Below are 26,821 nucleotides of genomic sequence, written 5' to 3' on the forward strand. Positions count from 1 at the left end.
GAACGTCCCGTTCCTAGGCTCGCCCGCATGAACACTGTGACCATCGAGCCGAGCATCCTGTACTTCGGGACCCCGGTCGTCCTGCTCTCCACCGAGAACCCGGACGGGACGTTCAACCTCGCCCCGATGTCCTCGGCCTGGGCGCTGGGCCAGGTGATCGTGCTGGGGCTGGGCGCCGAGGGGCAGACCGCCCGCAACCTCATGAGCCGCCCGGAGGTGGTCGTCAACCTGCCCGCTCCCCACCAGTGGCAGGCGGTCGAACGGCTGGCGCCCCTCACCGGGCGGCACCCCGTACCGGCGACCAAGCACGCGGGCTGCCGGTACGAGCCCGGCAAGTTCGCCGCGGCCGGGCTGCGGCCCGAGCCCTCCGAGACCGTGCGGCCGCCGCGCGTGGCCGAGTGCCCCCTCCAGTTCGAGGCGCGGGCGGAGCGGGTGGGCCACGACGTCTCGGGGTCGTTCGTCATCGCGGAGGCCGTCGTGAGCAGGGTGCACGCGGACCCGCGCATCGTGGTGCCCGGCACCCAGCACGTGGACCCGGGCACGTGGAGCCCGCTCATCTACAACTTCCGCCACTACTTCGGCCTCGGCCCCGAGCTCGGCCACTCCTACCGCAGCCAGACGCCCCGCTAGGGCAGCCGGCGAACCTTGAGCACGCTGTCCGTGCGGGCGCCGTGCCGCCCGTCCGGCTCGTCCTGGGCGCGCTCGTACTCCTCGCGGACCTGCACCTCCCACTCCCCCTCGGGCAGCCCGAGAGCGTCCAGGACCTCCTGCGCCGTCGGGAAGTGCACCTCGACGGGCGGGTTGTGCTCCCAGGACGGCCATCCCACGTGCCCGACGACCAGCAGCACCCCGCCGGGGGCGACCGCCGACGCGGCGGCGCGCAGGATCTCCTCGCGCGGCAGGTCCACGAACGAGTGCAGGAAGCAGGCGGAGACGAGGTCGAAGACGCCTTCGGGGAAGGACACGCCCAGGTCGTGGCGCTGCCAGTCGATGCGGTCGGCGACGCCCGCCTCCTTGGCGTGTGCGGCGGCGCGTTCGAGCGCCACGCCGGAGACGTCGGCCGCTGTGACCCGCCATCCCCTGCCCGCGAGCCAGATCGCGTCGCCTCCCTCGCCGGACCCCAGGTCCAGCGCCGTGCCGGGCTCGAGGTCCGACACCTCCCGGACCAGCGTCACATTGGGGTTCCCGCTCCAGATCCGGGTCTTCTCGGAGTAACGGGAGTCCCAGTACTCTTCCGGGGCCCCGAGGGAGGCGACGTAAGAGGCGTCCATGGCGGCTACGGCGCGGCGGGTCTCCTCGGCGACCAGGTCGGCGTTGATCGCCGCCGCCGCCCGCACCCCCGCCGCCGCGGCGCCGATGACCTGCTCGTTCAGGGTGGTCACGTTCCCCGCCACCCACACCCCGGGCACGCTGGTGGCGCCCATCGGGTCGGCGGGCACGCGGGTGCCGATCACGTGCCCGGACATCTCCATCTCCTCCGTCTCCAGCCCCAGCGCCGCGAGCAGCCCTGCCTGGGCGGTGAGAAGGCCGGCGGTCGCCAGAGCCTGGCAGGCGACCACGCGCCCGTCGGCGAGCCGCACCCCGGACAGCCTGCCGTCCGTCACCTCCAGGCCCGCCACCTTGCCCTCGACCACGGTGACGCCCCTGGCGGCGAGCTGACGCCGCTGGTCGTGGCTTAGGTCGGGCGCGGTGTGCGGGAAGAAGGTCACGTCCGCGCTCCACTGCCGCCACAGCAGCGCCTGGTGAACGGAGAGCGGCCCCGTGCCCAGGATCGCGATCGCCTGGTCACGCACCTCCCAGCCGTGGCAGTACGGGCAGTGCAGCACGTCCTTGCCCCACCGCTCGGCCAGACCCGGCACGTCCGGCAGCTCGTCGGTCAGGCCGGTGGTGACCAGCAGCCGGTCCGCCTCGACCGTGGCGCCGTCCGCCAGCGCGACGCGGAAGCCCCCGCCGTCGAGCCGCTCGGCGGTGGTGACGGTGCCGGTCACGATCTCCCCGCCGTACCCGATCACCTCCTCCCGGCCCGCGGCCAGCAGTTCGAGCGGCGAGAGTCCCTCGCGCCCCAGGTACGTGTGCACGCCCTCGGCGGGCGCGTTGCGCGGCCGGCCGGCGTCGACCACCAGCACCCTGCGCCGCGCCCGGCCCAGCGTGAGCGCCCCGCTCAGTCCCGCGGCCCCGCCCCCGACCACCACGACGTCGTACTTCGCGTCCATCTCGCCTCTCCTCACGGTGATTCCGATGTCCGACACTGTCCGCGCCCGGCGGCCGATTTGACAAATTTCATTGCCGAAATGGCAAAGTGGGTCGCATGGACGACCTCGACGACGTACTCCAGTCCGTGGGGCCGCGGCTGCGGTCGGTGCGCCAGGAGCGTGGCGAGACGCTGGCGCAGCTGTCCGCGAGCACCGGCATCTCCGTCAGCACCCTGTCCCGCCTGGAGTCGGGTCAGCGCAAACCGACCCTGGAGCTGCTCCTGCTGCTGGCCCGGGCGTACCAGGTGCAGCTCGACGAGCTGATCGACGCGCCGGTGACCGGTGACCCGCGCGTGCATCTGCGCCCCTTCAAACGGCACGGCACGACGTTCATCCCGCTGAGCCGCCGGCCCGGCGGGGTGCAGGCGTACAAGCAGATCTTCCCCCCGCACTGGCCGGGCTACGAGCCGGGGCCGTCGGACCAGAAGGTCCACGAGGGCTACGAGTGGATGTACGTGCTGTCGGGGCGGCTGCGGCTGCTCCTCGGGGAGCACGACGTGATCCTGACGGAGGGGGAGGTGGCGGAGTTCGACACGCGGACGCCGCACGCGTCCGCCAACCCCGGCCCGGAGCCGACCGAGATCCTCGCCCTGTTCGGCCCTCAGGGGGAGCGCATGCACGTCCGCGCTCGCCCGACCGCCCGGTGAGCACCCGGTGGTCTGGTGCATGATGATGCACGTGACCGAGTCGGTGATGCGGTGGGTGCGGCGGCACCGGCCGGACGGCAACCCGCTGCGGCGGCGCTCCGACCGCCTGGAGAGCGCCGTGCTGCTCGTGACGGTGGTCCTCGTCCTGCTCAGCGTGTGGCCCGCGGCGGCGGCGGGGCGGCAGTCGTACGAGCACGCGCTGCCGGCGCTCGGCGACGGGCGCCGGGAGGTGGTGGCGACCTTGCTGGCGGACGCGCCGGTGACGCGCCTGTCGTTCGGGGAGGCGCCCCGGAGCGAGCCGGCCCCGGCGCACTGGACGACGCCGTCCGGGCTGGCAAGGACCGGCCGGGTGATGGCGCCGCCCCTGGCCAAGGCGGGCACGGAGGTGCGGATCTGGGTCGATCCCGGCGGCCGGCGGGTCAGCGCGCCGCCGAGCCCCGGCGACCTGCGGGTCACGGCCGTGGCGACGACGCTGTTGCTGGTGCTGGTGGCGGCGGTGGTCGCGGGGCTGGGGTTCGCGGGCTTCCGGCTGCTGCTCGACCGGGGACGTTACCGCGAGTGGGAGTCCGCCTGGTCGCTGGCCGACGCGCGGTGGCGGCGCCGGCGTTCGTCGTAGCCGCCGGGCCGTCGATTTCCGTCCTATACCGAAATCGCATGCCCGGTCAGGGCCCGAGTCAAGGGCCTGCCCAGGTCAAGGGCGGTATTCACCCAAATCGTGGTGATCTCCGGGCGTCTAAGGTGTAGGGGATGGGAAGCGTCACCCGGATGAACGGGGTGCGGGCGCGGGGCGTCCCGCCCGGCCAGGCGGAGCTGGAGCCGCCACGGCCGGTGCGGGCGCCCCGCTGACGCACTCAGGCGTCGGTGCCGAAGCCGTCGAGCGTCTGGCGCTCCTCCAGCTCGCGCAGCTCCTCGAAGACCGTGATGTGCAGGCCCGCGGGCGCGTCCAGCCGGGCGTTCAGCGACTCCCAGGGCGTGACTGTGGGCGGCGCCACCTCCGTCGCACCCGCCGCCACCAGCCGCTCGGTGGTGCCCCGCGCGTCGTCCACCTCGAACGCCACCCGGAGCTTCGGCGCCACCTGCCGTCCCACCTCGACCTCGTCGATCATCTTCTTCTGCGCCGGGTTCGCGATCTCCAGCGTGGCCCTGCCGGCGTCCAGGATCGCCACCCGCGCGCCGTCCCCGCCGGAGAACGCGGCCTGCTCGGGAAGGCCCAGCACATCACGGTAGAAGGCCAGCGCGGCCTCGTAGTCCTCGGCCTCCACCACCAGCCGGAGCTGCCGTACGGGGCGGTCGTCGGTGGGTGCGCTCATGCGATCTCCTCAGCGGGAATGCGGGCGTTCATTGCCTCGTGCAACCCACCTGCCCCGTCCGTTCATCCCGCTCGCATGGTTCGAGAAACCTCTAAGTGTTTCCGGGAACCCTCGTGCCTCCGGAAGAGTCCTTCATGCAAAGGGGCCGCCTCTGGGGAGGCTGTATGGACGGGGTCTTACACACGGCTGCCATCGTGCTGCTCGCGCTGGTCGTCCTCACCGCGATCCGGACGCAGTTCGCGTTGTTCCGCGCCCGTTCCGTCGCGGCGCGCGGGAGCCACCGGCTGAGCGTCTACGAGGCGGCGTTCCTCGCGGGCGGGCCTCGGCGGGTCATCAACGCGGCGCTGGTGTCGCTGGTCTCGCAGGGCGGGGTGCGGGTGTCGAGCGAGGGGCTGGTCACGCCGGTGAAGGGGTTCCGCGTGACCAAGTCGGTGCCGGTCGAGCGGGCGCTCTACCGGCACGTGCGTTCGGGCGGGGGGCCGCACACGACGGCCGAGCTGCGGCACCAGACGGTCCGCGATCACGCGATGCGGCGGCTGGCGACGCCGTTGTGGCGGCAGGGGTTCCTGATGTCGCCGGCCGTCCGGACGCGGTCGCGGCGGCGTACGAGCTGGCTGGCCGTCTTCGCCGGGCTGGCGGCGGTCGTGGCCGTGGTGAGCCTGCTCCGGCGCGCCCCGCCGGCCACGACCGTGATCGCCGGGGCGGCCGCCGTCGTCGGCGTGCTCTGCTTCTTCCTGCTGCGGCGCTCCATGGCGAACCCGGTGACCAGGGCCGGGCGGGCCGCTCTGCGGCAGGCCGAGGTCGACGACCTGGCGGACGGGTCCTGGAAGGTCTCGGACGACGCCGGGGTGGTGGCGCTGCGGGGCCTCACCGAGCTGCCGGACCGGCGGCTGGCCGACTCGCTGGCCCGCGACACGCGGGCCAGGAGCCACCGCGGGGTGCGGGCGGCGTGCTGCGCACCCGGCCATTGCGGGTCGTACGGCGGCCCCGCCTACTCCTGCGGCGACCCCTCGTACGAGGGCAGGTTCTTCGACTTCGGCGGCCTGTTCGACGGCGGCGGCGGGTCCCACGGCCATGACGGCGGCGGAGGCTGGGGCGGCTCCGACGGTGGAGGCGGCGGGTCCGATGGTGGAGGCGGCGGGTCCGACGGCGGGGGCGGTGGGTGCGGCGGTGGTGGGAGCCAGTGACGCCGCCGTTCCCGCTCAGCCCCGCCCGTAGCGGTCCTCGGCCCGCCAGAAGTACCAGAACCCGAAGATCAGCGAGAACACCGCCCAGAACACGCACGACAGCCACACCGTCCGCGGCGGGACGTGGCTCCCGATCAGGATGTCGCGCATCCACTCGATGTAGGAGGCCGCCGGGTTCAGGTACATCACCGTCGCCACCCACTCCGGCAGGCGGGCGCTGTTGACGACCTTGTCATGGATGGCGAAGAACACCCCGGACGCGTACAGCCACGTCCGCATGATGAACGGCAGCAACTGGCTGAGGTCCCGCACCGTGGACCCCAGCCTGGCCAGCACCAGCCCCGCCCCGATGTTGAACGACGTCTGCAGCGCCAGCACGATCGGCACCATCAGCCAGAACCACGTGGGGAACTCCCCCGTCACCGTCACGATCAGCAGCAGCACCCCCATGGAGATGGTGAGCTGCTGCAACTCCTGGATCGTGTACGCCAGCGGCAGCGACGCCCGGGGGAAGTGCAGGGCGCGGATCAGCGACAGGTTGCCGGAGATCGACTTGGCGCCCGCGGTGACGGTCCGCTGCGTGTAAGTGAACACGAACATCCCGGTCAGCAGGAACGCCGGGTAGTTGTCGATGTTCTTGCTGCCGCCGAGGATGAGGCCGAACATCACGTAGTAGATGGCCGCGTTCAGCAGCGGGGTGAGGATCTGCCAGAGCTGGCCCAGCGCGGATCCCGAGTACTTGGAGACGTTGCGCGAGGTCGCGTACGTCAGGATGAAGTGCCGCCGCTCCCACAGCTGGCGTGTGTAGACGGGCAGTCTCGGGCGCGCGATGGCGGGGCGCAGCCCGTGTCGCCTGGCGAGTTCGGCCAGTGACCCGCTCTCCGGCGGGGCGTTGTCCAGTTGGCTCATGAGCACCTCACTGCGTTGCGGTCCCCGGCCCCGGTCGTGGCGGCGCGCGCCCGTTCCCGATGCCGAGGCTAACCGATCAACCGGCGTCATCGCAGCTAGCGGGCGGTAGCCGTTTCCGTGCGGCGCGTCCGGGGCGGTGTCCTTATCGGGCGATGCAGGGACACACCCTCCCATCCGGCCCCGCGTGGGCCACGGCCCGCCCGCGCAGGAGGCCGGTCGCCGTCGCCGCCGCCTCCCGGACCCCCATGGTCATCGTGGCCTGCCTCTCCTGGAACCGGGTCGTCGGGACGGACACCGTGAACGCGCCCGTCGGCGAACCCGTCTCGTCGAAGAAGGGCGCCGACACGCAGCACACGCCCTCGCTGAACTCCTCACGGTCCACCGCGTAGCCCTGCCTGCGCACCCGGGCCAGCTCGACGGTGAGGTGGTCGTGGTCGACGATCGTGCGCGGGGTGACCGCCTTGAGCTCCACTCCCTTGAACATCGCCGCCACCTGATCCTCCGGCAGGAAGGCGAGCACCGCCTTGCAGGAGGCGCGCGCGTGCATGTGCCCGGTGTAGCCGACGTCGAGCTCGCCGACGCTCATCGCGTGCGGCCCGGAGATGTAGTGCTGCAACGTCAGCGTTCCGTGCTGCCAGCCGGAGATGTAGGACGTCTCATGCGTCCTGTCGTGCAGCCGGGCCAGGATCACCGCCAGCTCGGGCGCCGGTCCCGCCCGGCGCTGGAGGTGCCGGTTCAGCGACGCCGCCCGGTGGCCGACGTCGTACCGGCCGCCGGAAAGGCGCACCACATAGCCGCCGGCCAGCAGCGTGCGCAGGAGGTGGTAGCAGGTGCCGAGCTTGATGCCGAGCTGGCGGCTGAGCACCTTCGCGGTGGCGGTGCCGTCCGCGGCGGCCACGGCCTCCAGCACGTGCAGGCCGCGTTCCAGCGTGAGCAGCACGGTCTTCCCGCCGGCCTCCGGCTCGCTCATGTCCGCCTCCCTGTCAGGTCCCGCCGGGCGAGTACGCCCGCGGTCTCCATCATGGTGCGCCGGGCCCCGGCCACGTCAGCGGGGCGCGGTCGCGCCAAGGGGGCGGCCCGATTTTCGACTATCTGAAATTCCGCAGGTGGACGCGTGATCCGGCCGGTCGCCCCCGCCTAGCGTTGTGACGCCCCAGAAACCGGCCCTCCGAGGAGAGACCCGATGATCCGCCGCTGGAATCCCCCCACGCTGGCCCCGCCGATCGGCCAGTACAGTCACCTCGCCTCCGTGCCGGCAGACCATGAGCTGGTGATGATCTCCGGCCAGGTCGGCGCGCTGCCGGACGGCACCCTCGCGGGCCCGGACGCGGAGACCCAGACGCGGCAGATCTTCGCCAACATCGAGCTGCTGCTCGACTCGCTCGGCGCGGGGCCGCAGCACCTGGTGAAGCTGTTCACCCTGGTCGCGGGCGTCGAACACGTCGCGGGCTGCCGCGCGGCGCGGGCGGAGACGTTCGCGAAGTGGTACCCCGACGGCGACTGGCCCGCCCATTCGCTCGCGGTGGTCACGGCCCTGGCCGATCCGGCGCTGACCGTCGAGATCGAGGGCGTGGCCGCCCTGCCCCGCCGATGAGCCCGGAGGACTTCCGAAGGCTCTTCCCCGCGCTGCGCTCAACGGTATGGCTGGACACGCCGGGCGTTCCTCCCGGTGCGGACCCGGTGACCGAGGCCATGCACCGGGCCGTGTCCGACTGGTCCACCGGCGAGCTCGACTGGCCCGCCTGGGACGCGGCGGCGGCCCGGGCCCGCGCCCTGTTCGCCCGGCTGATCGGGGCCGAACCCGCCACGGTGTCGGCCCTCGGCTCGCTCTCCGAGGCCGCCGCCACGATCGCCGCGTCCCTGCCGCCCGGCCGGATCGTGGTGGCGGCCGAGGAGTTCCGCAGCAACCTGTTCCCGTGGCTGGCCCGGCACGACGTGGTCGCGGTCCCGGCGCGCGACGGGGAGACCCGGGTGGAGGACCTGATCGCCGCGCTGGACGACGACACCGTCCTGCTCGCCGTCAGCGAGGTGACCAGCAGGGAGGGACAGCGGCTCGACCTGCCCGCCCTGCGGGAGGCGACCGACCGCGTGGGCGCGCGGCTGTTCGTCAACCTCACGCAGTCGCTGGGCGCGCTGCGCTACGACCCGGCGGCCGTGCGCCCCGACTACCTCGCCGTACACGGCTACAAGTGGTTGTTGTGCCCGCGTGGCGCGGCCTGGCTCGTCACCAGGCCGGACCGGCTCGGCGACCTGACGCCGCTCGCGCCGAGCTGGAAGTCCACCAGCCCTCCACACGGCTACTTCGGCGGCCCCATGCGGTTGGCGGACGATGCCGGCCGGTGCGACACCTCCCCCGCCTGGTTCTCGTGGATCGGCGCCTGCGCGGCCCTTCGCCTGTTCCGCTCGCTGGACGCCGGCCGCGTCGAGCGGCACTGCCTCGATCTCGCCCGGCAGCTCACCGAGGAGGCGCGAGGGGCCGGGTTCCGGCGGGTGGTGAACGGCCCGCTCTCCCAGATCGTCGTGCTGCACACCGATCATGCCGACCGCCTCTCCGCGCGGCTGCGCGAACGGGGTGTGCGGGCGACCGCGCTCGGCGACCGCGTGCGGTTCGGTTTCCACTACTTCAACGACGAGGACGACGTACGGACGACGTTGAGCGTCCTCACGGACGGGAGGATCACGCCTTGAGGTAGGCGAGCACGGCCGGCACCCTGGAACGCCCCTCGGCCATGAGCCCCGGCGCCTCGCGTTCGCGCGGGGTCAGCCGGTGAAGCGGGTCGTTCGCGCGGCGCCGTACCAGCTGACCGTGTGAGTCCGCGGGCGCCGGAACGCCGTGGTCAACGGATGAGCCGGCGCAGCGGGGTCGCGGAGTCGGCGAGTGCGGCGCGGTCGAGCGGGGAGGCGGCTCGGACGAGTGCCTTGAGCTCGTCGGATTGGTCCCAGATGTTGACGTTCATGGCCGCGATCACCGTGTCGTTCCGGAGCCAGAAGGCGAGGAACTCCCGCTCGGCCAGGTCCCCGCGGATGACGACGTCGTGGGCCAGGCCGGGCGGGACGTGGCCGACGTACTCCATGCCCAGGTCGTACTGGTCGGTGTAGAAGTAGGGCAGCTCGTCGTAGGCGGCCTGCCGGCCGAGCATGGCGCGGGCGGCCACGGCGGGCTGGTTGAGCGCGTTGGCCCAGTGCTCGACGCGGATGTGCCCGCCCAGGAGGGGGTGGTAGGCGTTGGCGACGTCGCCGGCGGCGAAGACGTCGGGATCGCCGGTGCGCAGGTCGGCTGTGGTGATGACGCCGTTGTCGACAGGCAGCCCCGCGGCGGCGGCCAGATCGGTCTCCGGGACGGCGCCGATGCCGGCCACCACGGCGTCCGCGTCGATGTGGGTGCCGTCGGCCAGCCGTACGCCGGCCTCGGTGACCGCGGCGAGGCGGGCGCCGAGCCGCAGGTCTACGCCGTGGTCACGGTGCAGGCCGGCGAAGACGGCGCCGATCTCGGGGCCGAGGACGCCGAGCAGCGGCTGCCGCTCCTGCTCCACCACGGTGACCTCGACGCCGGCGGCGCGGGCCGCGGCGGCGGTCTCCAGGCCGATCCAGCCGGCGCCGACGACGGCGATCCTGGTGGCGGCGGACAGCGTGGCACGCAGGCGGTCGGAGTCGTCGACGGTACGCAGGTAAAGCACGTTGTCGCGATCGTGGCCGGGGACGGTCAGGCGGCGCGGGCGCGCCCCGGTGGCCAGCAGCAGCTTGTCGTAGCGGAGCCGCTCGCCGTCGGACAGGGTCACCTGATGAGCGGCCCGGTCGATCTCGGTGACCGTGACGCCGGTGCGCAGGTCGACGGCGTGGTCGCGGTACCACGCCGCGTCGTGCACGAAGATCTTCTGTCGTTCGCCGCCGTCCTGCAGATAGGTCTTCGACAGCGGGGGGCGCTCGTAGGGCAGGTGCGGTTCCCGGCCGACCACGACGATCGCGCCGTCGAACCCTTCCTCGCGCAGGGCCTCGGCGGCCTTGGCCGCGGCCAGGCCGCCTCCGGCGATCACGAACGTGGCTGGTGCCGGCATCGTCACTCTCCTGTCTGCTTGTACCGGGGGGTTAGCCGTGAGCTCCGGCCAGCGCGAAGAACTCCTGCCGGGAGCGCGGATCCTCGCGGAGCAGCCCCTGCAGGGCCGACGTCACCGTGCGGGACCCGCGGACCTGCACGCCGCGCATCGACATGCACAGGTGCTCGGCCTCGATCACCACGCCGACGCCCTTGGGGGCCAGGTGCTGCTGCAACCAGTCGGCCACCTGCTTGGTCAGCCGTTCCTGCACCTGCAGATCGCGGGCGAACAGCTCGACGACGCGGGCGAGCTTCGACAACCCCAGGATGCGGTCGCCGGGCAGGTAGCCCACGTGCGCCACGCCCTGGAACGGCAGCAGGTGGTGCTCGCACAGCGACTGCACCGGGATGTCGCGGGCCAGGACGAGCTCGTCGTACCCCTCCTCGTTGGGAAAGGTCGTCAGGTTGAACTCGCGCGGCGCCAGCAACTCGGCATAGGCGTGCGCGACCCGCCTCGGCGTGTCGGCCAGATGCTCGGACTCCGGGTCCCGGCCCAGCGCGATCAGCAGGTCGGTCACCGCCCGTTGCGCGGCCTCAAGGTCCACATCGCCGCGTCCCCGGACCACCCGCAGGCGTCGCTGCTGGTGGTCCGGCGACGAACCACCGACCGGCTGCGCCACGGAGTCGCTCATGCCGCCCGCCCGCGATCCTCGGATGCGCAGCGCATCATGAACCCTCCTTCTATTGACAAGTTTCGCTAACATTAGAAGGTGCCCAGTGATTTAGTCAACAGGAATGGGTTTTAGAATGAGCGAGGTCGACGAGGCATGGCCGGCACGCGTCTCCGCCGTCGCGGCGCTGGACGAGCCGACGCGGCGCCGCTTGTATGAGTTCGTGGTGCGACAGCCCGCGCCGGTGAGCCGCGACCAGGCCGCCGACGCCGTGCAGGCGCCACGCAACACGGTCTCGTTCCACCTGGACAAACTGGTGGCCGAAGGGCTGCTCGAAGCCGTCTACGAACGCCGCACCGGCCGCACCGGGCCTGGCGCCGGCCGCCCGGCCAAGCTCTACCGGCGCGCGCTCGGGCAGATCACGATCTCCCTGCCGGACCGGCGCTACGAAACCGCCGCCCACCTGCTCGCCGACGCTCTCCAGGAGGCGCAGACCTCAGGCGAGCCACCACGCGACGTGCTCGACCGGCGCGCCCGCGAGCTGGGCAGAGAGCTCGGCCGCGAGGCCCGCCCCGCCGACCCCGCACCCGACCCGCGCGCCGCGGTCGTGCCGGCCCTGGAAGCCCTCGGATTCGAGCCCCGCCCCGAGGGCGACGCCATCACCCTCGTCAACTGCCCCTTCCACAGCCTGGCCCGGCAGCACACCGAACTGGTCTGCGGCATGAACCTCTGCCTCCTCACCGGCCTCCTCGAAGGCCTCGCCGCGACAGGCGTCACCGCCCGCCTGGAACCCGCCCCCGAACACTGCTGCGTCCGCCTCCACCCGACCGGCCAGACCTCCTGAGACCGGACCTCGCGGCGCGCCGGGCAGGCGTTCAGGAGGGGGCGACGTTCACGCCCGTCACCGCGAAGCGTTCGACGGTCGCCACGTGGCCGCCGGTGGACGCCACGACGGTCAGCGTCCGCCCCGGGGGCGCCTTGAAGGAGACCCGGGCCGACCACGGCGAGCCGGTCCCGCCGGCGCCCACGCAGCACGACTCTCCCATCGGGGTGGCCGAGCCGGGCCGGCGGACCTGGACCTTGACGCTCTCGTCCACGCCCGTGATCTGACCGCCCACGGTCAGCGGGGACCGCACGGTGGCGCCGTAGCGGGGTCTGGTGAGCGAGAACGAGGTGTCGTCCGTGCCCACCACCTCCCACGGCGCGTCCTCGCCCGAGCCGAACTTCACCAGGTGCACGACGGCCGCCACCAGCGGTCGCGGGCCCTCCTCCGCCTGGTAGGCGACGTGCACCCGCGCGTGGTCGCCCTGCCGGACGGACTTGGCGACCCGGTCGATCTCGGTGAAGCGGAGGAAGTCGCGGGTGAAGGCGAGCGCGGTGCGGCGGGCGTCGAGGTGCCACGCCTCCCGGCCGTCCCTGCGATGCGCTTCCCGCCACGCCATCGCCTCGCCGGGAGTGGAGAACGGCCACAGCGGCTGGTAACGGCCGGCGACCAGGCCCCCGCGAGGGGCCGGCGTGCCGGTGCCGGGAGGCGTGGTCGTAGGACTGCCCGGCGGGGTGGTCTCCTCGGGTGAGGCCGTCCCGGGGACCGAGCCCCGCGGGTCGCCCACGGCCCCGCAGCCGGCGGTCGCCACCGCGAGCACGATGAGCACCTGTAGGGCTGGCCCGGTGAAGCGTTTCATGCGGCACCTCCTGACAGTGGCGATCATGCCCGGCCGGCTACCGAAGTATCCCAGCCGACCGCCTCTGATCAGCAGCGAAACGCCGGGGCGCCAGTATCCCGGCCCACCGCCTCTGATCTGCGGCGAAATGCCGGGCCGCTACATGCCGTGGATGCGCCGGCCCGCGATCTGATGGGGGACGATGCGGATGTAGAGGCGGCGTTCGCCGCCCGCCCAGGGCGTGACGCCCGAGTCGGCAACCTCCTCCATCTCGTCCGCCGTCACGTGGTGGGCGGGCCCCTGAACCAGGACGCTCCACCCTTCGCGGTTGGCCTCGTCGATCTTGTCGACCTCGAACGCGATCTTGATGTCCACCCCTTCCAGCCCCGAACGCAGGTCCTGGTCCATCGGGCCGCCGGACGCGGTGCGGAAGACGATCACGCCGTGGTGCAGCTTGTAGTTGACGGGCAGCACCGTGGGCCCGCGCGAGCCGCTGAACGCCACCCGCCCGATCCCGCCCGGCGAGATCAGCCGCAGGCACTCCTCCGGGTCCAGCACCTCCATCGTCGGGTTGGCCATGGCGGGGCCGTGCCCGGGCGGGCGGTCCAGGCCGCCGCCCAGCAGCTCGTGCACCGTGGTCTGCAGCGCGTCCGCCAGGCGGTAGAGGGCCCCGGTGTCCGGCATATCGGGATTTTCCTCCAGGTATCTCAGGTAGCCGGCCGACATGGCCGCGCGCTCGGCGACCTGCTCACGGGTCAGGCCGAGGCGTTCGCGGCAGTGGATGAGGCGGCGTCCGAGATCTCCGGTGCCAGTCATGATCGTTTCTCCTCGCGTGTGGCTACGGCGCGCGGTGCCGTTCACGCGTGCCTCGTGGTGGCCGGCGTCGACGAAGAGCCGGCCTCCGCGGTAGCGGATCGGCGTCGAACGGCGGCGCGCGGCGCACGTGCCCGAGCCCGAGCGCGCCGTTCATGGCCGTCCCACCGGCACGCGGCCGGAGACGTCCGTGTCGGCCAGATCGGCGACCACGACGTCCGCCCCGGCGGCCAGCATCGCCCGGGCACCGGTCCCCGCGGCGGCCCGCGGCCCGTCCCCCGGCACCCCGGACCCGCTCCTGTCCACGCCGACGACCAGGCCGAACCCGCCCTTCCGCGCGGCCTCGACGCCCGGCAGCGCGTCCTCCACGATCGCCACCACCCCGGGAGCCAGCTCCAGGCGGCGCGCGGCCTCCAGGAACAGCGCGGGATCCGGCTTGCCGGGCAGCCCCAGCTCGGCGGCGTCCTCCCCGCCGACCACCACGTCGAACAGGTGCAGCAGGCCCGCCGACGACACCACCGCCCGGCAGTGCCTGCTGGCCGAGACGACGCCGGTGCGGCAGCCGCGCTGCCGCAGCTCGTGCAGCAATGCGACGGTGGAGGGGAAGGCGGCCACGCCGTGGTGCGCGATCGCCTCCACGAACAGCGCGTCCTTGGCCAGCCCCAGCCCGTGTACGGTCTCCGCCCCCGGCTCGTCCTGCGGACCGCCCTCGGGGATCGAGATGCCGCGCGAGGCCAGGAACGTGCGCACCCCGTCCAGCCGGGGCCGCCCGTCCACGAAGGCCAGGTAGTCGGCGCGCACGTCGAACGGCGCGGAGCGGCCCCGCAGGAACGCGTCGAACACGTGCTTCCACGCGGCGGCGTGCACCCGCGCCGTGTCGGTGACCACCCCGTCGGTGTCGAAGACGACCGCCCGGAGCGTGGTCAGGTCGAAGGTGGCCATATCCAGCACGCTACCCACGCTCGCGGCGCCCAGCCGTGCCGCCTGACCAGGCACGACACGCCCTCCTGGCCGGCGTCCTCACGGGCACCCCGTGGCGGCGAAGGCGAGGAACTGGGTCATCTCGCGCTGGTCGAAGTTGTCGTCCGAGCCGATCACCAGCGTGCACGACCCGTCGGCCAGGCGCGGCCCCCAGGCCAGGCTCTCGAGGTTCTGGACCGGAGGCCGGAAGGAGCCGAGGTCGTAGACCAGCCGCTTGGTCACCGGCCGATACGGTCTGCCCTGCGCAAGGTCGTCCCTGGTCAGCACGTTCGTGGCGCCGCGCAGGTCGATCTCGTAGAGCTTGACCCGGTAGTTGACGCCCTGGATCCAGGACCGTTCCAGCGCGAGATAGCGGTCATCGTCGATGGCCAGGATCTCCGACACTCCGCTGTCTGCGTCCCCGTCGGGCGGGATCGGCGCGGTGGGCAGGGGGTCCAGCGGGTAGGCGTACTGGGCGCGCGCGATGCCCATGCGGTTCCACACGGTCAGGCGCGCGGGCGCGCCACGCGCCACCGACGGCACGGGCCCGTCCTCGTGGCGCGGGCCCTCGGTGACGGCGGTGATGCCGCTTTCCGTGACCGCCACCCCTTCGAAGCCGAAATTACGCCTGGGCCCTCTTTCGGTGTCCGTCAGCCGCAAATTCGGCGGCACCCGCAATTCTCCGGCATTACGTCCTTGAAGGTCGGTCGTGTGCACCGCGGCGGCGGAAATCGGAATGGCCTGATGGGCGCCGTCCGGCCGGTCACCCTCGTCTCCCCATATCAGCCGCCCGCTCCACCGGTCGTATCTGATCGACTCGGGGTCGGCCGAGCCCGGCTGGCCGTACGCCGCGTACGGTGTGCCGTCGGCCCTGGTCAGCGTCCTGACCCCGGTCAGCCGCACGCCGACGAACTCCCCCGTGTCCCGGTCGAAGTCCAGTTGCCCGGTGTAGAAGCGGGCGGGGTTGTAGCGCCAGCGGTCGTCGGAGACGAAGTACCAGGTGCCGGTGCCGGGATCGCGATCGATCCCCGACAGCCCGCCCACCGTGGTGTCCTCGAACTTCAGCAGATGCGCCAGCCGCTGCTCCCCGAGGAAGCGCGTGATCCGCACGGGATCCCGCTGCGCCGCCGACGCCGGAGGGGCGGCGCTCGCCACCACCGTGAAAGCGACGGCGATTTGCATGATTCGCCGCGAACGAGCCATCTGACCCCCGTAATTCGATGCCGAACCGACGGAGAAAATGAAAGCGCGGATCAGAGGCGAAGTCCACGGACAAATAACAGCACGCCGCCCATCAAAAAGGGCAAATCACTTCAAGAAAGCCGTTCAGGCGTCCCGCAAAGAGACGGCCACCCCGTCGAGGAGGAGCCGCAGCCCGTGCGCGAACGCCTCCTCGCTCGTAGGGGCCCCGCCCTCGCGCACGCCCGCGACCGTGAGGGGGTAGTCGGCGTACGCGTCCAGGCCCCGGGCCTGGCCCCGCTCCCGGCGTTCGCGCTGGGCCTGCTCGTTGAGCACGAAGCCGAGGGTGTAGTGGCTGACGGACCCGATCGCGTGCAGGCCCTGGCCGGGCGTGAACCCCAGCCCGACCAGGGTCTTCAGCTCCTCCTCGAACCCCCGCGCCACGCTCGCCCCCGGGTCGCTCCCGGTGACCAGCCGTGCCCCGTCACGGTGGCTCAGCAGCGTGCGCCGGTAGCGGTGGGCGCGCCGGGTCAGCCACTCCCGCCAGGTCTCGCCCTCGCCGGGGCCGCCCATCTCGGGGGCGAGCAGCTCGCGCGCCATCTCGTCCAGCAGTTCCTGCTTGTTGCGGAAGTGCCAGTAGAGGGCCGGGTTCTGCACGCCGAGGCGGGCGGCGAGGCGGCGTACCGACAGCCCGTCCAGGCCCACCTCGTCGAGCAGTTCCAGCGCGGCGCGCACGACCGTGTCCCGCGCCAGTCCCTTCTGTGCCATCGCGGGACACCTTAACATCGCTAAGGGCGCGTCCCGATCACTGCGGTGGCGTCCAGCTCGTGCGAGCTCGCCACCCGGGCGGCAAGCCCCGCCCGGGCGACGGCCTCGGCGGTGGCGGCGGCCTGCCGCTCGCTGGTCTCGACCAGGAGGTGGCCGCCGGGCGCGAGCCAGCGCGGCGCGCCCGCGATCACCCGCCGCACGACGTCGAGCCCGTCGCCGCCGCCGTCGAGGGCCACGAGCGGCTCGTGCAGCCGGGCCTCGGGGGGCAGCAGGTCGATGGAGGACGAGGGCACGTACGGGGGGCTCGCGATCAGGATGTCCACCCGGCCCAGCAGCGAGGCGGGCAACGGCTCGTACAGGTCGCCCTGGTAGACCTGGCCCGCGAGCGCGCCGCCCGACAGGAGGGGCACGGCGGCGAGGTTGCGGCGGGCGCACCGCACGGCGGCGGGGTCGAGGTCGGCGGCGTGCAACTCGGCCTCCCCCAGCCCCGCGGCCAGCGCCGCCCCCGCCGCGCCACTGCCGCAGCACAGGTCGAGGAGGACCGGCGGACCCGCGACGCGCCGGGCCAGCGCGACGGCCTGGCCGATGAGGAACTCGGTGCGCGGCCTGGGCACGAACACCCCCGGCTCCACGACCATCCGCAGGCCGCAGAACTCCGCCCAGCCGAGGACGTGCTGGAGGGGTTCGCCGGCGACGCGGCGCTCCACCATCGCGGCGAGCTCCGCGGGGGTGCGGGCGGTGGAGACGAGCAGTTCGGCCTCGTCCTCGGCGAACACGCAGCCGGCGGCGCGCAGCCTGGCGACGACGGCGGGGGTGGGGACGGCTGAAGGGACAGATGACGAAAAAACCGACATGAGAGCCTTTCGGGATGCCGATGGGCGCTCCCGTGGTCACCTAATCCTGATCATGGGGAGGGAGCACCCGGCCTGCTACAGCGTTGATGGGTCTCACCTCCTAGGGACGATCTGGCCGTGAGCGTACCAGAGCTTTCTCACGGCGCCCGAGGCGGGATCCCCGGCTCCCGATAGGGTCTGGATCACGACCCCGCGACCTCCTGGGAGAGCGTCATGAGCATCGCCCCGTACACCGTGACCGATCCCGTGGCCGAGCATGGCGAGGGACCCGTGTGGTCGAGCCGGTGGGGCGGGCTGCGGTGGGTGGACATGCTGGCCGGCGACGTGCTGGCGCTCGACCCGCGGGGCGGGGTGCGCCGCCGCCACGTGGGCAAGGTGGCCGCCGCGCTGCGGCCGCGCACGTCGGGCGGCTACGTGGTCGCGGGCGAGCGCGAGCTGCTGCTGGCCGACGGCGACGATCTGGACGCCCCGCTGCGCTCCCTGGGCGAGGCGTGGAGCGACCCCGGGGTCCGCATGAACGACGGCGGCTGCGACCCCGACGGCCGCTTCTACATCGGCAGCATGGCCTACGACGAGACCCCGGGGGGCGGGTCGTTCTACGTGGCCGGGCCCGGCGGCGACCTGCGGGTGGTGCTGCCGGAGGTGACGATCTCGAACGGGTTCGACTTCAGCCCGGACGGCTCCCTGGCCTACTACGCCGACACCACGACCGGCCGGGTGGACGTGCTCGACTACGACCCGGAGAGCGGGCTGAGCGGGCGCCGCCCGTTCGCGGTCATCGACCCGGAGCAAGGGGCTCCCGACGGGCTGACCGTCGACGCCGAGGGCGGGGTCTGGGTGGCGCTGTGGGAGGGCGCGGCCGTGCGCCGCTACGACGCGAGCGGCCGGCTCGACGCCGTCGTCAGCCTGCCGGTACGGAGGGTCACGGCGGTGACGTTCGGCGGCGAGGGCCTCGACCGGCTGTTCATCACCACCTCCGCGCTCGGCGTGGACCGGGCGGAGCAGCCGGACGCGGGCGCCGTCTTCGCCGCCGACCCCGGCGTCCAGGGGCGGCCGGTCCTCCTCACTGCCTTGTGAGGTGCTAACCTAAGCCATCTAGGAAAATAACTATATGGCTTAGGTTCAGGAGGTGGCCATGGCCCGTGCCGGGCTGACGGCGGACCGGGTGACCGAGGCGGCCGCGGAGCTGGCCGACGAGGTCGGGTTCGACAACATCACCGTGTCCGCGCTGGCACGCCGGTTCGGGGTCGCGGACGCGAGCCTGTACTCGCACGTCAAGAACCTCAAGGACCTGCGGGTCCGGGTGGCGATCCTGGCCGCCCGCGACCTGGCCGACCGGCTCGCCGACGCGACGGCGGGGCGGGCGGGCAAGGAGTCGCTGGCGGGGTTCGCCAGTGCGTGGCGCGAGTTCGCGCGGACCCGGCCCGGGCGTTACCAGGCCACCCAGATGCCCCTGGACGCGGCCGTGGTGGCCGAGTCCGCGGGGCATCTGCGGATCATGTCCATCACGTACGCGCACCTGAGCGCGTACGGGCTGCCGGAGCCGGACCTGACCGACGCCATCCGCCTGCTGCGCAGCACGTACCAGGGATTCTTCAGCCTGGAGGCGAGCGCCGGGTTCAACCACCCGCGCGACCTCCAGGACACCTGGACGAAGATCCTCGACGTGCTCGACGTCGCGCTGAGGCACTGGCCGAGCAACCCCCAAGGAAACGATCATGAATCCCCTCACTGAGAACGACATCCGCGCGTCCTTCGTCAACTGCTCCAAGGGCGAGGCCCGCCGGCTCGGCCTCCCGCGCGACCTGTCCGGGTCCCCCTGGACCGACCTCGACTTCCTGGGCTGGCGTGACCCGGGGGCGCCCGAGCGGGCGTACCTGGTGGCCGAGCGCGACGGCCGGGCGGTCGGTGTGGCGCTGCGCCTGGCGCAGGAGGTACGCAGGAGCTTCACGAAGTCCACGCTGTGCTCGGTCTGCGTGACGCCGCACTCGGGCACCGGGGTGGCGCTGTTCACCGCACCCAGGACCGGGGCGGCGGGCCGCCAGGGCAACACGGTCGGCGCCTACCTGTGCGCGGACCTGGCCTGCTCCCTCTACGTCCGCGACAAGAAGCGGACGGAGCTGGGCACCCGGTTCGAGTCGCTCACCGTGGAGGAGCGGATCGTACGGGCCGCCGCCAACCTGGACGGGTTCCTGGAGCGGGTGCTCGACGGCAACCTGAAGTGACGCGGGCTTCGTGACGGCGATCTGAGGTGACGCGGCTTGGCGGGGGCGACGTCCAGCGCGCGTCCGCAGACGGGAAGGGCCGTCCGCGGCACCGTCCCGGCGCTCTGTGAGGCGCCGGTGCGGGCGTCGCCCATGGCTTGGACACCGCTTGCCCGCCCGGCGGTTCCATCGAAACGCCGGCGGACCCGTATCCGCGTCAACCCAGCAGCTCAGGGGTGTGATCCTTGAGCGTGTCCAGGAAGGCGGCCGCCAGCCGGCTCCGGTGGCCGCGCCTCCTCCGTACGGCGACCACGGGCAGGCCCGCGTCCATGCTCTCCACCTCGATCACCCGCAGGCTGCCGATGCGCAGCTCCTCGCGGACGCTGCCGGTGGGCATGAGCGCGACGCCCAGCCCGGCCTCGACCAGCCTGCGCTGCGCGGTGAGGCTGTCGATCCTGGTGATCGTGGGGTCGGCCAGCCCGGAGGCGAGCAGCAGGCGTTCGAGAAGGTGGCCGAAGGAGTCGGACTGACCCCGCTCGGGCGGGAAGCCGAGCCACCGCTCCCCCTGGAACGCCCGCAGGTCGGGCAGGCGGCGGGCGGTGACCGGGTGCGAGGCGGGCACCACGACCAGGAGCTTCTCCATTCCCAGCGGGATCGACTCCAGCTTGGGGTCGGCGTCGGAGAAGTAGCGAAGGCCCAGGGACGCCTCGCCGCCGCGTACGAGCGCGCTCACCTCGCGGCTGGTCGCGGTGCGCAGCTCGACCGAGGCGTCGGGGAACTCCGCCTCGAACGCGCGCAGCGCCCGGACGATGTGCGAGTCGGCCAGGGTGCCGACGATGGCCAGGCTGAGGGCCTGCGCCTCGGCGGGCTCCCGCGACAGCTCCCGTACGGCCCGCTCGCCGTCGCGCATCGCGGCCAGGGCGGCCTCGGCGTACGGCAGCAGCGCCCGTCCCGCCTCGGTGAGCACCACCCTGCGACCGGCCCGTTCGAACAGCGCCGCGCCCAGCGAGCGCTCCAGCTCCCTGATCCGGCGGCTGATCGCGGGCTGGGACCGGTCGAGCCTCCTGGACGCCTCCGTGAACCCGCCTGACTGTGCGATGCACACGAACGCCTCAAGCTCTTCCACTGTCACGACCCATCAGTATTCCTGATGTCAAATTTCAGATCTATGCATTTGACGGATCGCGAGGGCGGCGACGACAGTGGCCGTATGACCGATCAGACGACCAGGGCCACCCGGTTCCGGGCTCTCCACGAGCGGCCGGAGCCCTTCCTGCTGCCCAACCCGTGGGACGCCGGAACGGCGCGGCTGCTGGCCGGCCTCGGCTTCGAGGCGATCGCCACCACGAGCCTCGGCGTGGCCAACATGCTCGGCCGCACCCGGGCCGGCCGGCAGGACGTCCTCGACAACTGCCGCCTCATCAGCGAGGCGACGCCCCTGCCCGTGAACGCCGACCTCGAGAACGGCTACGCCGACGAGCCCGCCGAGGCGGCCAGGATGATCGAGGACGCCTGCGCGTACGGCGCCGTCGGGGCGTCCATCGAGGACGCGACGGGCGACCCCCGGACGCCGATCTACGACTTCGGGCTCGCCGTCGAGCGGATCCACGCGGCCGTCGAGGTCACCCGCGGCCTGCCCGTCCCGCTCGTCCTGACCGCCAGGGCCGAGAACCTCCTGTACGGCGTCGCCGACCTGGACGACACGATCAGGCGGTTGCAGGCGTTCGAGGCGGCGGGCGCCGACGTCCTGTACGCGCCGGGCCTGCGCACGCTCGACCAGATGCGCGCGGTCGTCTCCTCCGTCGGCAGGCCGGTCAACGTCGTGATGGGCTTCGCCGACCCCTCGATCACGCTGGAGCAGCTCGCCGAGATCGGCGTGCGCCGGGTGAGCATCGGAGGCGCGCTCTCCCGGCTCGCCCTGCGGTCATTCCTGGACGGAGCCCGGCAGATGCGGGCGGGCCGGTTCGGGTTCGTCACCGAGATGGCCCCGATCTCCGAGCTCCACGAGGCATTCGCCCCGCCGCCCGAGTAGATCGCCGCGACCCGAGCACCGCCGCCCGAGCTTCCCGAGAACCGTCGCCCGAGCGGGTCGCCGACGCCCGGGCTCACTGGGAGAGCAGCCACCGCCAGCGTGGGAGCTCCAGCACCGCGGTGACCACGGCCAGCACCGACACCGCCACGGCCACGACGACGGGCCAGGCGGCCCACGCCGACGCCACCGCGGCCACGAGCTGCAGCAGGACCAGCGCGATCGTCACCGGCCCCGGCACCGCGATGATCACGTTCCGTTTGTCGCCCGGCGTCGAGAACAGCGTGGGCAGGCCGATCAGCACGACGACCGACAGCACGGCCAGGGGCACGGAGTGCGGGGCGAGGGCCCACGGGGTCGCGACCCAGGCGATCAGCTCGGTGGCGAACCGGAACGCGGAGGCGACGCGGTCGTCCGGGCGCGGGGTGGAGGGCATGCGCGCAATCTACCGGGTGCGCCCCGCGTGATCCGCGGCGGCCTCCGACGTCAGCCGACCACGACCCGCACCCGGGCGAGGTCGCCGATGCGCGCGGCCGGTCTCGACCCGGTCTTCGGCTTCGGGGACGTGCTCGTGGGCGCGTTCCGCCGCCTGACCGCCCATAACTGGATGGAGGCCCGCCGGCCTCTGATCAGGGGGCCATCGTGGCCTCCATGAAGCTGATCGAGCCGGGGTCCCGGGGATCGCCGTGGATCTCCTCGCCCGCGAAGACCACGAACTGGTGCCACCAGCCGCTCAGCTGCCCGGCCGGGAACTTGGCGGCCGTCCAGGGCTTGGCGTCGGCGAAGACGTACTCGGCCCAGGGGTCGGCCGGGTTCGGCGGGGCGGCGAAGTAGGCGGAACCGGCCTTGGGCCAGACGACGGCCTGGCCGCCCTGCCCGCGCACGGCCGCGAGGAATTCGGCCGACGGCGGGTGGCCCATCGCGTACGGGCTCCACACGATGCGCGCCTGCAGCCCCGGGCGGCGCGCCGCGGCGCGGGCCTTGGCGGTGTCCAGGAGGCGGGCCTGGCCGCGGTCGTCGAAGCGTACGGTGTCGAAGACCAGCGCCCGGGCCACACCGGCGCGGTTGCCGGGGTCGTTCAGCAGCTCCCACAGCGCGTGGCCCCCGCTGCTGTACGCGCCGACCCACGTGTCCTGGGCCACCCGCAGCGTCCCCGTGGCGGACGCGGCCGCGCCGGGCTGGGGCGGCTGCGGCGGGGCGATCTCGCCCGCCTCCAGCAGCTGCTGGCCGGGCCCGCCGAACCCGCCCCTGGTCCACAGCAGCCGGATCGCGGCCGACAGGCGCGCGGTGTTGCCCGGCCCGACGTTGCCGCCGTAGCAGAAGCCGGGGCTGTTCTTCTCCGGCACCGGCAACAGCAGCACCCGCAGGGAGCGGGCCTCGGACACGAGCTTGGGCGCGGTCCTGTCCAGGGCGTAGTCCATGCCGCACGGCAGGAACGAGTAGGCGTTGAGGGGGTGGTCGGCGTCGGGGCTGTGGTCGATGAGCTGGTGCCAGTCCGGCAGCCCGGTGATCTTGGCCTTGCCGGTCCTGGTGTGGCCCTGGAGCAGGTAGCGGCAGAGGTTGCGCAGGCCGGTGGTGGCGTGGGCAGGGGCGGTGAGCACGTCCGGCCAGGTGGCGGGGTAGGCGTAGGCGCTCCCGATGGGCCGCAGGAACAGGTAGCCGCCGACCGAGGTCTCCCCGGGCAGCTCGCGTACGGGCGGCAGGCTCGCGAACCACAGCATGGGCGTGGCGCGGGTGTTGAGCAGCACCCGCAGCCGCTCGGGCCGGTCGTTGCAGGTCGGCTCCAGGTACCAGGGGTTGAAGCCCTCCTCGTGGTTGTTCCGGCACACCCGGAAGTGCAGGGCCCACCACAGGTTGGTGGCGTCCAGGAACTCGGTGTCGATCTCGGGGGTGTCCTTGGCCGCCATGCGCAGCAGCGGATGGCGGCCGAAGAAGGAGCGCACCATGCCGCTCGGCCGCGTGCTCGGCACCTCCTGCAGCACCTCGCCGCCTCCGCCGCGCCGCCTGAGCTGCACGGCGAAGCGGTCGATCCGGTAGGCGTCCGGCACGAGCACCCCCGGCCTGGCCACGGTCAGCCGCTGGACCACGGACAGCGCCTCCTCGTCCTGGCCGCCGGCCCGCAGCCGTACGGAGAAGGTCAGCCGCAGCCCCACCGCCGTGTCGGGGACGGTGAAGGCGGCCGACACCTCCCCCGGCGCCCCCGCCGGCGGGCACGGCTGCCCGGCCGACGGATCGGCCCAGCGCGCCAGCTCGGCGGCGTCGAGCGCCTGCAGCTCCACCCGCACCGCGCCGCGCAGCAGGGGGTGGGCGGCCTCGCCGGGCCGCCGCCACCTGACGGTCGTCGTGAAGGCCATGTCAGAGCTGCTGCCCGGTCTTGGGGTCGTACCGGACCTCCACCGCCACCACCTGGTCGGTCGGCAGGACCTCCACCCACTGGTCGAACACCTCGTACGGCGCCGCCGGCCGGAACCCGCCCTCCAGCGGGTCGAACCCGGTCTCGAAGACCTCCTCGGTGGCCAGCGTCCTGGTGATGTCGGTGTTGGCCGCCTGGAGCTCGGCCGCGAGGAGTTCGAGGACCTGGCCCACCGTCTTGTTCTGGTAGGCGGGCGGGTCACCCGGCTGCACCGGGTACGGCAGCCCGAGCCCCGCCTCGCCCTCGACGTGCGCCTGGGCCAGCCATCTCAGCGCCTCCACCTCGTGCCCCGGCCGCACCGGCAGGACCGCCTTGGCCCAGGCCGCGTTGAGGAACTCGTTGCGCCGCTCGTCGCCGTCCTCCTGGATCAGCCAGCCGAGCGAGCTGCCCAGCGGGGCGGGCTGGGTCTCCTCGGTGACCAGGTAGTTGACCCGCCATTCCGGCACGGTGTGCAGCTGCTCGTCCAGGGCGTTGCTCGCGTCGGTGTGGGCGTACCAGGTGAGCACGGTCTGCCCGCCGAGCACCCCGGGATTCTCCATGTCCCAGGGCGGCGGCGGGACCGGATATTTGCCGGCGCTGCCCTGGCTCGGCGGGGGCACGTCGATGGGCCGCCAGTAGTCGGGGGCGACGAAGTACAGCATCTCGTCCACGTCGAAGATCTGCCGGATCAGCTCGGAGCCGAGGTGATCGTCGTCGAAGAGCCGCAGCTGGCGGATCAGGTGGGCGTAGACCGTCTGGCGCTCCTCGTCGCGCAGGTCCTGCGAGGGCCGCGGGCGGATGCCGCTGACCAGCCGCAGCCGGTCGCGCACGGCGTGCCCGTACGCCTCGTGCTGGAGCGCGGCCACCCGGCGGTCGTAGGCGGTCTGGGCTGCCTGGTTGGCGACGTCCACGGCGTGCTTGGCCTCGGGCGTCGGCTCGTAGACCATGATCGCGTCGAACGGCATGAACTTGCGGCCCTCGAAGTTGGCGTACGTGAGCCGGACCTTCAGCACGTTGGCCGCGGGGTCGGGGTTGACGCCGAGGTCGGCGGCGTCGGTGGTGAACCTGACCTGCGCGCCGTGGAAGTCGAGCATGCCGATCTTCTTGAGCGTGGTCCCCGGCGGCGGGGGCGGCAGCGGGAAGTCGAAGCGGAACTCGATGATGTCGTTCGCGCCCACGTCGGGGCGGAAGATGCCGTGGTTGATGTTCTCGTTGGAGGTCTGGTAGGTGTTCTCCGCCTCGTCGTCGGCGCCCTGGTAGAGCACGAACGGCACGGCCAGGTGGTAGGTGACCTGCTGCTCCGCCGGATACGGCCTGACCTCGGGCTTGGGCACCGCGGTGAGGTCGGGGGCGGTGACGACGTGCACCAGCTCGCCGAGGCCGAGCGAGCGGCCGGGCGCGTCGAGGTAGACCTGCCAGCTCAGCCGCGCCCCGATGTGCTGCACCTGGACGCCGATCTTGCGCATCTTGCGCCGCAGCTCGTAGTTGACCAGCTCGTTCGTGGTGTTCTGCACGACGTAGCGGCGGCTGGAGGTGTCGGTGGTCTCGGTGACCGTCTTGAACGTCGTCTTGAAGTTCCGCTTGATCTCGCTGGTGGTCTTGGAGCTCTGCGTGCGGGTGTGCTTGTGCGTCTGCTCCGACGAGCGCTTGACGGTGGTCTGCATCGAGAAGCTGGCGCTGGCGTCGGCGTGGTAGACGCCGGTGTCGACGCCGCCGCTGGCGGTCACGCCGAGGTTGGTGTCGTTGGCGTTGTCCTCCTTGACGGCGTCGGCGAGGTCGTCCTGGTCGGTCAGGCTCTCCTCGACCTTGCGCGAGGTCTCCTCCGCCTGCTCGGCGGTCCGCTCGACCAGCGTGCGGCGGGTGCTGCTCTCGACCACCTCGACCATGCCGCCGGGGCTGATCCACAGGTGGCCCACGGGGCCGCCCAGGAAGGTGTCGAACTCGAAGAAGTACTCCCTGAACAGGTTGACCAGCCCGACCGGCGACAGCACGCCCTGCGCGAGCGCGTCGAAGCGCTCGGCCAGCGCCGCCAGCCCCTCGTCGTCCAGCGCGCGGGCGGCCTGCCCGGCGAACGCGCCGCCGCCGAGGCGGGCCAGCCGCTCGTCGGCGAGCGCCCGGACGGCGCGCAGGGATCCGTTCTGGCCGAACCATCCGGCCAGCGGCTGGTAGACGCCGAACAGCTCGCTGGCGTACGGCAGGGTGCCGGTGAAGTCGTCGGGCGGTCGACCGTTGAACACCGGCGCGCCGACCATGGGCGCGGTCATGACCTGCAGGGGCTGCGCCGTGGTGCCCGCCCCGGCCAGGAAGGGCACCGCGGCGAGCGACTGCCCCAGCGGCGCCTTGGCCATGAGCACCTCGTACGAGGACTCGGCCGACGGCGCGACGAACGAGATCGTCTGGGGCCCCGGCGAGGTGATCTGCCGGCCCGCGTACACGCGGCTGGAGGTGGCGTCCCGCAGCACGAAGGTGCCTTCGAGCTGCGGCACGCCCGGATATTGCTCGGGGCCGCGCACGTCCGCCCGGCGCGGCAGGCCGATGGCGATGCGCTGGCCCGGCGTGAGATCCCCCTGCCCGCCCGGCCCCGGGTTGTTCGTGTCCACCCGGTAGGACCAGATGCTGTATCCGATGCCGGCGGTGGGCCCGGGGATCGCGGCCCGGCCGGCGAAGGTGACCATCAGCACTGAACACCACTCCCTCGTACGAAGACCCCTCGTTGACCAGGGTCAGGGCCGGCCGGGCGCGGCGCATGAGTATGGCCTACTCAACGTGCGCCCGCGGAAGCGGAATGTCACCTCCGGAGGGAGGGCTCGGGCTAGAAGTCCATGTCGCCGCCCGGCATGGCCGGAGCAGCAGCGTGCTTCTCGGGCTTCTCGGCGATGACGGCCTCGGTGGTGAGGAAGAGCGCCGCGATGGAAGCGGCGTTCTGCAGCGCCGAGCGCGTCACCTTGGCCG

The 26,821-nt window shown here is 72.8% G+C and carries 27 protein-coding genes; 11 read left to right on the forward strand and 16 right to left on the reverse strand.

All coding sequences use genetic code 11. The features are described from left to right. Positions 1-27 precede the first annotated feature (27 nt). Positions 28-630 carry a flavin reductase family protein gene (locus ACWEPL_RS47710; protein ID WP_363985410.1) on the forward strand — a complete coding sequence of 201 codons (603 nt, stop codon included), beginning with the start codon at positions 28-30 and terminating at the stop codon, positions 628-630. Here ACWEPL_RS47710 and ACWEPL_RS47715 read toward each other — a convergent pair. Beyond that, positions 627-2,213: an FAD-dependent oxidoreductase gene (locus ACWEPL_RS47715; protein WP_452440154.1), complete on the reverse strand. Its 1,587-nt coding sequence runs from the start codon at positions 2,211-2,213 to the stop codon at positions 627-629. The two genes, ACWEPL_RS47710 and ACWEPL_RS47715, sit on opposite strands and share 4 nt — an antisense overlap. Positions 2,214-2,308: 95 nt before the next feature. Here ACWEPL_RS47715 and ACWEPL_RS47720 point away from each other — a divergent pair, with 95 nt between their 5' ends. Both ACWEPL_RS47720 and ACWEPL_RS47725 read left to right on the forward strand, forming a co-directional pair. After that, positions 2,309-2,899: a helix-turn-helix transcriptional regulator gene (locus ACWEPL_RS47720; RefSeq protein ID WP_363985407.1), complete on the forward strand. Its 591-nt coding sequence runs from the start codon at positions 2,309-2,311 to the stop codon at positions 2,897-2,899. A 31-nt stretch (positions 2,900-2,930) separates the two neighbouring features. Beyond that, positions 2,931-3,515 (forward strand): Rv1733c family protein, encoded by a 585-nt coding sequence (locus ACWEPL_RS47725; protein ID WP_363985405.1) that lies wholly within the window; start codon positions 2,931-2,933, stop codon positions 3,513-3,515. Between the two features lie 235 nt (positions 3,516-3,750). Here ACWEPL_RS47725 and ACWEPL_RS47730 read toward each other — a convergent pair whose 3' ends face one another. Next, positions 3,751-4,209 (reverse strand): VOC family protein, encoded by a 459-nt coding sequence (locus tag ACWEPL_RS47730; protein ID WP_452440155.1) that lies wholly within the window; start codon positions 4,207-4,209, stop codon positions 3,751-3,753. Between the two features lie 164 nt (positions 4,210-4,373). On the opposite strand from ACWEPL_RS47730, the gene ACWEPL_RS47735 reads away from it, so the two are divergent. Continuing rightward, positions 4,374-5,396, forward strand: a complete 1,023-nt coding sequence (locus ACWEPL_RS47735) for a TIGR04222 domain-containing membrane protein (RefSeq protein ID WP_452440156.1) — start codon at positions 4,374-4,376, stop codon at positions 5,394-5,396. A 15-nt stretch (positions 5,397-5,411) separates the two neighbouring features. Here ACWEPL_RS47735 and ACWEPL_RS47740 read toward each other — a convergent pair whose 3' ends face one another. Beyond that, a complete protein-coding gene (locus ACWEPL_RS47740) occupies positions 5,412-6,305 on the reverse strand; it encodes an ABC transporter permease (RefSeq protein WP_350743055.1) in 894 nt (297 codons plus the stop codon). A gap of 142 nt (positions 6,306-6,447) precedes the next feature. After that, the gene (locus ACWEPL_RS47745) at positions 6,448-7,275 is read right to left on the reverse strand and encodes an IclR family transcriptional regulator (RefSeq protein ID WP_452440158.1); all 828 of its coding nucleotides are present in this window, start codon (positions 7,273-7,275) and stop codon (positions 6,448-6,450) included. 213 nt (positions 7,276-7,488) lie between these two features. Here ACWEPL_RS47745 and ACWEPL_RS47750 point away from each other — a divergent pair, with 213 nt between their 5' ends. Both ACWEPL_RS47750 and ACWEPL_RS47755 read left to right on the forward strand, forming a co-directional pair. After that, positions 7,489-7,899 (forward strand): RidA family protein, encoded by a 411-nt coding sequence (locus tag ACWEPL_RS47750; RefSeq protein WP_363985396.1) that lies wholly within the window; start codon positions 7,489-7,491, stop codon positions 7,897-7,899. An 86-nt stretch (positions 7,900-7,985) separates the two neighbouring features. After that, the gene (locus ACWEPL_RS47755) at positions 7,986-8,993 is read left to right on the forward strand and encodes an aminotransferase class V-fold PLP-dependent enzyme (protein WP_452440160.1); all 1,008 of its coding nucleotides are present in this window, start codon (positions 7,986-7,988) and stop codon (positions 8,991-8,993) included. A 149-nt stretch (positions 8,994-9,142) separates the two neighbouring features. Here ACWEPL_RS47755 and ACWEPL_RS47760 read toward each other — a convergent pair whose 3' ends face one another. Continuing rightward, on the reverse strand, positions 9,143-10,360 hold the full coding sequence (locus ACWEPL_RS47760) for an NAD(P)/FAD-dependent oxidoreductase (protein WP_452440161.1): 1,218 nt from the start codon (positions 10,358-10,360) through the stop codon (positions 9,143-9,145). Positions 10,361-10,391: 31 nt separating this feature from the next. Then, positions 10,392-11,030 carry a GTP cyclohydrolase I FolE gene (gene folE, locus ACWEPL_RS47765; protein ID WP_350743065.1) on the reverse strand — a complete coding sequence of 213 codons (639 nt, stop codon included), beginning with the start codon at positions 11,028-11,030 and terminating at the stop codon, positions 10,392-10,394. A gap of 115 nt (positions 11,031-11,145) precedes the next feature. On the opposite strand from folE, the gene ACWEPL_RS47770 reads away from it, so the two are divergent. Continuing rightward, entirely contained in the window at positions 11,146-11,853 is a 708-nt protein-coding gene (locus ACWEPL_RS47770) for a helix-turn-helix transcriptional regulator (RefSeq protein WP_452440163.1), read from the forward strand. Positions 11,854-11,884: 31 nt separating this feature from the next. Here ACWEPL_RS47770 and ACWEPL_RS47775 read toward each other — a convergent pair whose 3' ends face one another. The 6 genes from ACWEPL_RS47775 to ACWEPL_RS47800 all read right to left on the reverse strand — a co-directional run bounded on the left by ACWEPL_RS47775 (position 11,885) and on the right by ACWEPL_RS47800 (position 17,244). Continuing rightward, positions 11,885-12,691: a hypothetical protein gene (locus ACWEPL_RS47775; RefSeq protein WP_363985386.1), complete on the reverse strand. Its 807-nt coding sequence runs from the start codon at positions 12,689-12,691 to the stop codon at positions 11,885-11,887. Between the two features lie 138 nt (positions 12,692-12,829). After that, a complete protein-coding gene (locus ACWEPL_RS47780) occupies positions 12,830-13,486 on the reverse strand; it encodes a helix-turn-helix domain-containing protein (RefSeq protein ID WP_355212112.1) in 657 nt (218 codons plus the stop codon). 150 nt (positions 13,487-13,636) lie between these two features. Then, positions 13,637-14,425 (reverse strand): HAD family hydrolase, encoded by a 789-nt coding sequence (locus ACWEPL_RS47785; protein WP_350743073.1) that lies wholly within the window; start codon positions 14,423-14,425, stop codon positions 13,637-13,639. A 78-nt stretch (positions 14,426-14,503) separates the two neighbouring features. Further along, positions 14,504-15,625, reverse strand: a complete 1,122-nt coding sequence (locus tag ACWEPL_RS47790) for an esterase-like activity of phytase family protein (RefSeq protein ID WP_452440164.1) — start codon at positions 15,623-15,625, stop codon at positions 14,504-14,506. 144 nt (positions 15,626-15,769) lie between these two features. Then, the gene (locus tag ACWEPL_RS47795) at positions 15,770-16,390 is read right to left on the reverse strand and encodes a TetR/AcrR family transcriptional regulator C-terminal domain-containing protein (RefSeq protein ID WP_363985381.1); all 621 of its coding nucleotides are present in this window, start codon (positions 16,388-16,390) and stop codon (positions 15,770-15,772) included. A gap of 20 nt (positions 16,391-16,410) precedes the next feature. Further along, entirely contained in the window at positions 16,411-17,244 is an 834-nt protein-coding gene (locus ACWEPL_RS47800) for a putative protein N(5)-glutamine methyltransferase (RefSeq protein ID WP_363985379.1), read from the reverse strand. A gap of 213 nt (positions 17,245-17,457) precedes the next feature. On the opposite strand from ACWEPL_RS47800, the gene ACWEPL_RS47805 reads away from it, so the two are divergent. Genes ACWEPL_RS47805 through ACWEPL_RS47815 form a run of 3 tightly spaced genes read left to right on the forward strand, consistent with a single transcriptional unit; the run spans position 17,458 to position 19,469 of the window. After that, entirely contained in the window at positions 17,458-18,321 is an 864-nt protein-coding gene (locus tag ACWEPL_RS47805) for an SMP-30/gluconolactonase/LRE family protein (RefSeq protein ID WP_452440166.1), read from the forward strand. Positions 18,322-18,379: 58 nt separating this feature from the next. Then, complete coding sequence (locus tag ACWEPL_RS47810; protein WP_397374824.1) at positions 18,380-18,979, forward strand: TetR/AcrR family transcriptional regulator; 600 nt, start codon at positions 18,380-18,382, stop codon at positions 18,977-18,979. Then, a complete protein-coding gene (locus ACWEPL_RS47815) occupies positions 18,963-19,469 on the forward strand; it encodes an FBP domain-containing protein (RefSeq protein WP_452440167.1) in 507 nt (168 codons plus the stop codon). The genes ACWEPL_RS47810 and ACWEPL_RS47815 overlap by 17 nt, the downstream gene beginning before the upstream one ends. A 196-nt stretch (positions 19,470-19,665) precedes the next feature. Here ACWEPL_RS47815 and ACWEPL_RS47820 read toward each other — a convergent pair whose 3' ends face one another. Beyond that, positions 19,666-20,580: a LysR family transcriptional regulator gene (locus tag ACWEPL_RS47820; RefSeq protein ID WP_452440169.1), complete on the reverse strand. Its 915-nt coding sequence runs from the start codon at positions 20,578-20,580 to the stop codon at positions 19,666-19,668. 78 nt (positions 20,581-20,658) lie between these two features. On the opposite strand from ACWEPL_RS47820, the gene ACWEPL_RS47825 reads away from it, so the two are divergent. Beyond that, the gene (locus ACWEPL_RS47825; protein WP_452440170.1) at positions 20,659-21,480 is read left to right on the forward strand and encodes an isocitrate lyase/PEP mutase family protein; all 822 of its coding nucleotides are present in this window, start codon (positions 20,659-20,661) and stop codon (positions 21,478-21,480) included. A gap of 73 nt (positions 21,481-21,553) precedes the next feature. On the opposite strand, the gene ACWEPL_RS47830 is transcribed toward ACWEPL_RS47825, so the two are convergent. The 3 genes from ACWEPL_RS47830 to ACWEPL_RS47840 form a co-directional block, all read right to left on the reverse strand. After that, positions 21,554-21,913, reverse strand: coding sequence for a hypothetical protein (locus ACWEPL_RS47830; protein ID WP_452440171.1), 360 nt, complete (start codon positions 21,911-21,913; stop codon positions 21,554-21,556). Positions 21,914-22,106: 193 nt separating this feature from the next. After that, positions 22,107-23,831 (reverse strand): hypothetical protein, encoded by a 1,725-nt coding sequence (locus ACWEPL_RS47835; RefSeq protein ID WP_452440172.1) that lies wholly within the window; start codon positions 23,829-23,831, stop codon positions 22,107-22,109. A 1-nt stretch (position 23,832) separates the two neighbouring features. Next, positions 23,833-26,550 (reverse strand): hypothetical protein, encoded by a 2,718-nt coding sequence (locus ACWEPL_RS47840; RefSeq protein WP_452440173.1) that lies wholly within the window; start codon positions 26,548-26,550, stop codon positions 23,833-23,835. Between the last annotated feature and the right edge of the window lie 271 nt (positions 26,551-26,821).

Source organism: Nonomuraea sp. NPDC004186 (assembly GCF_053603495.1).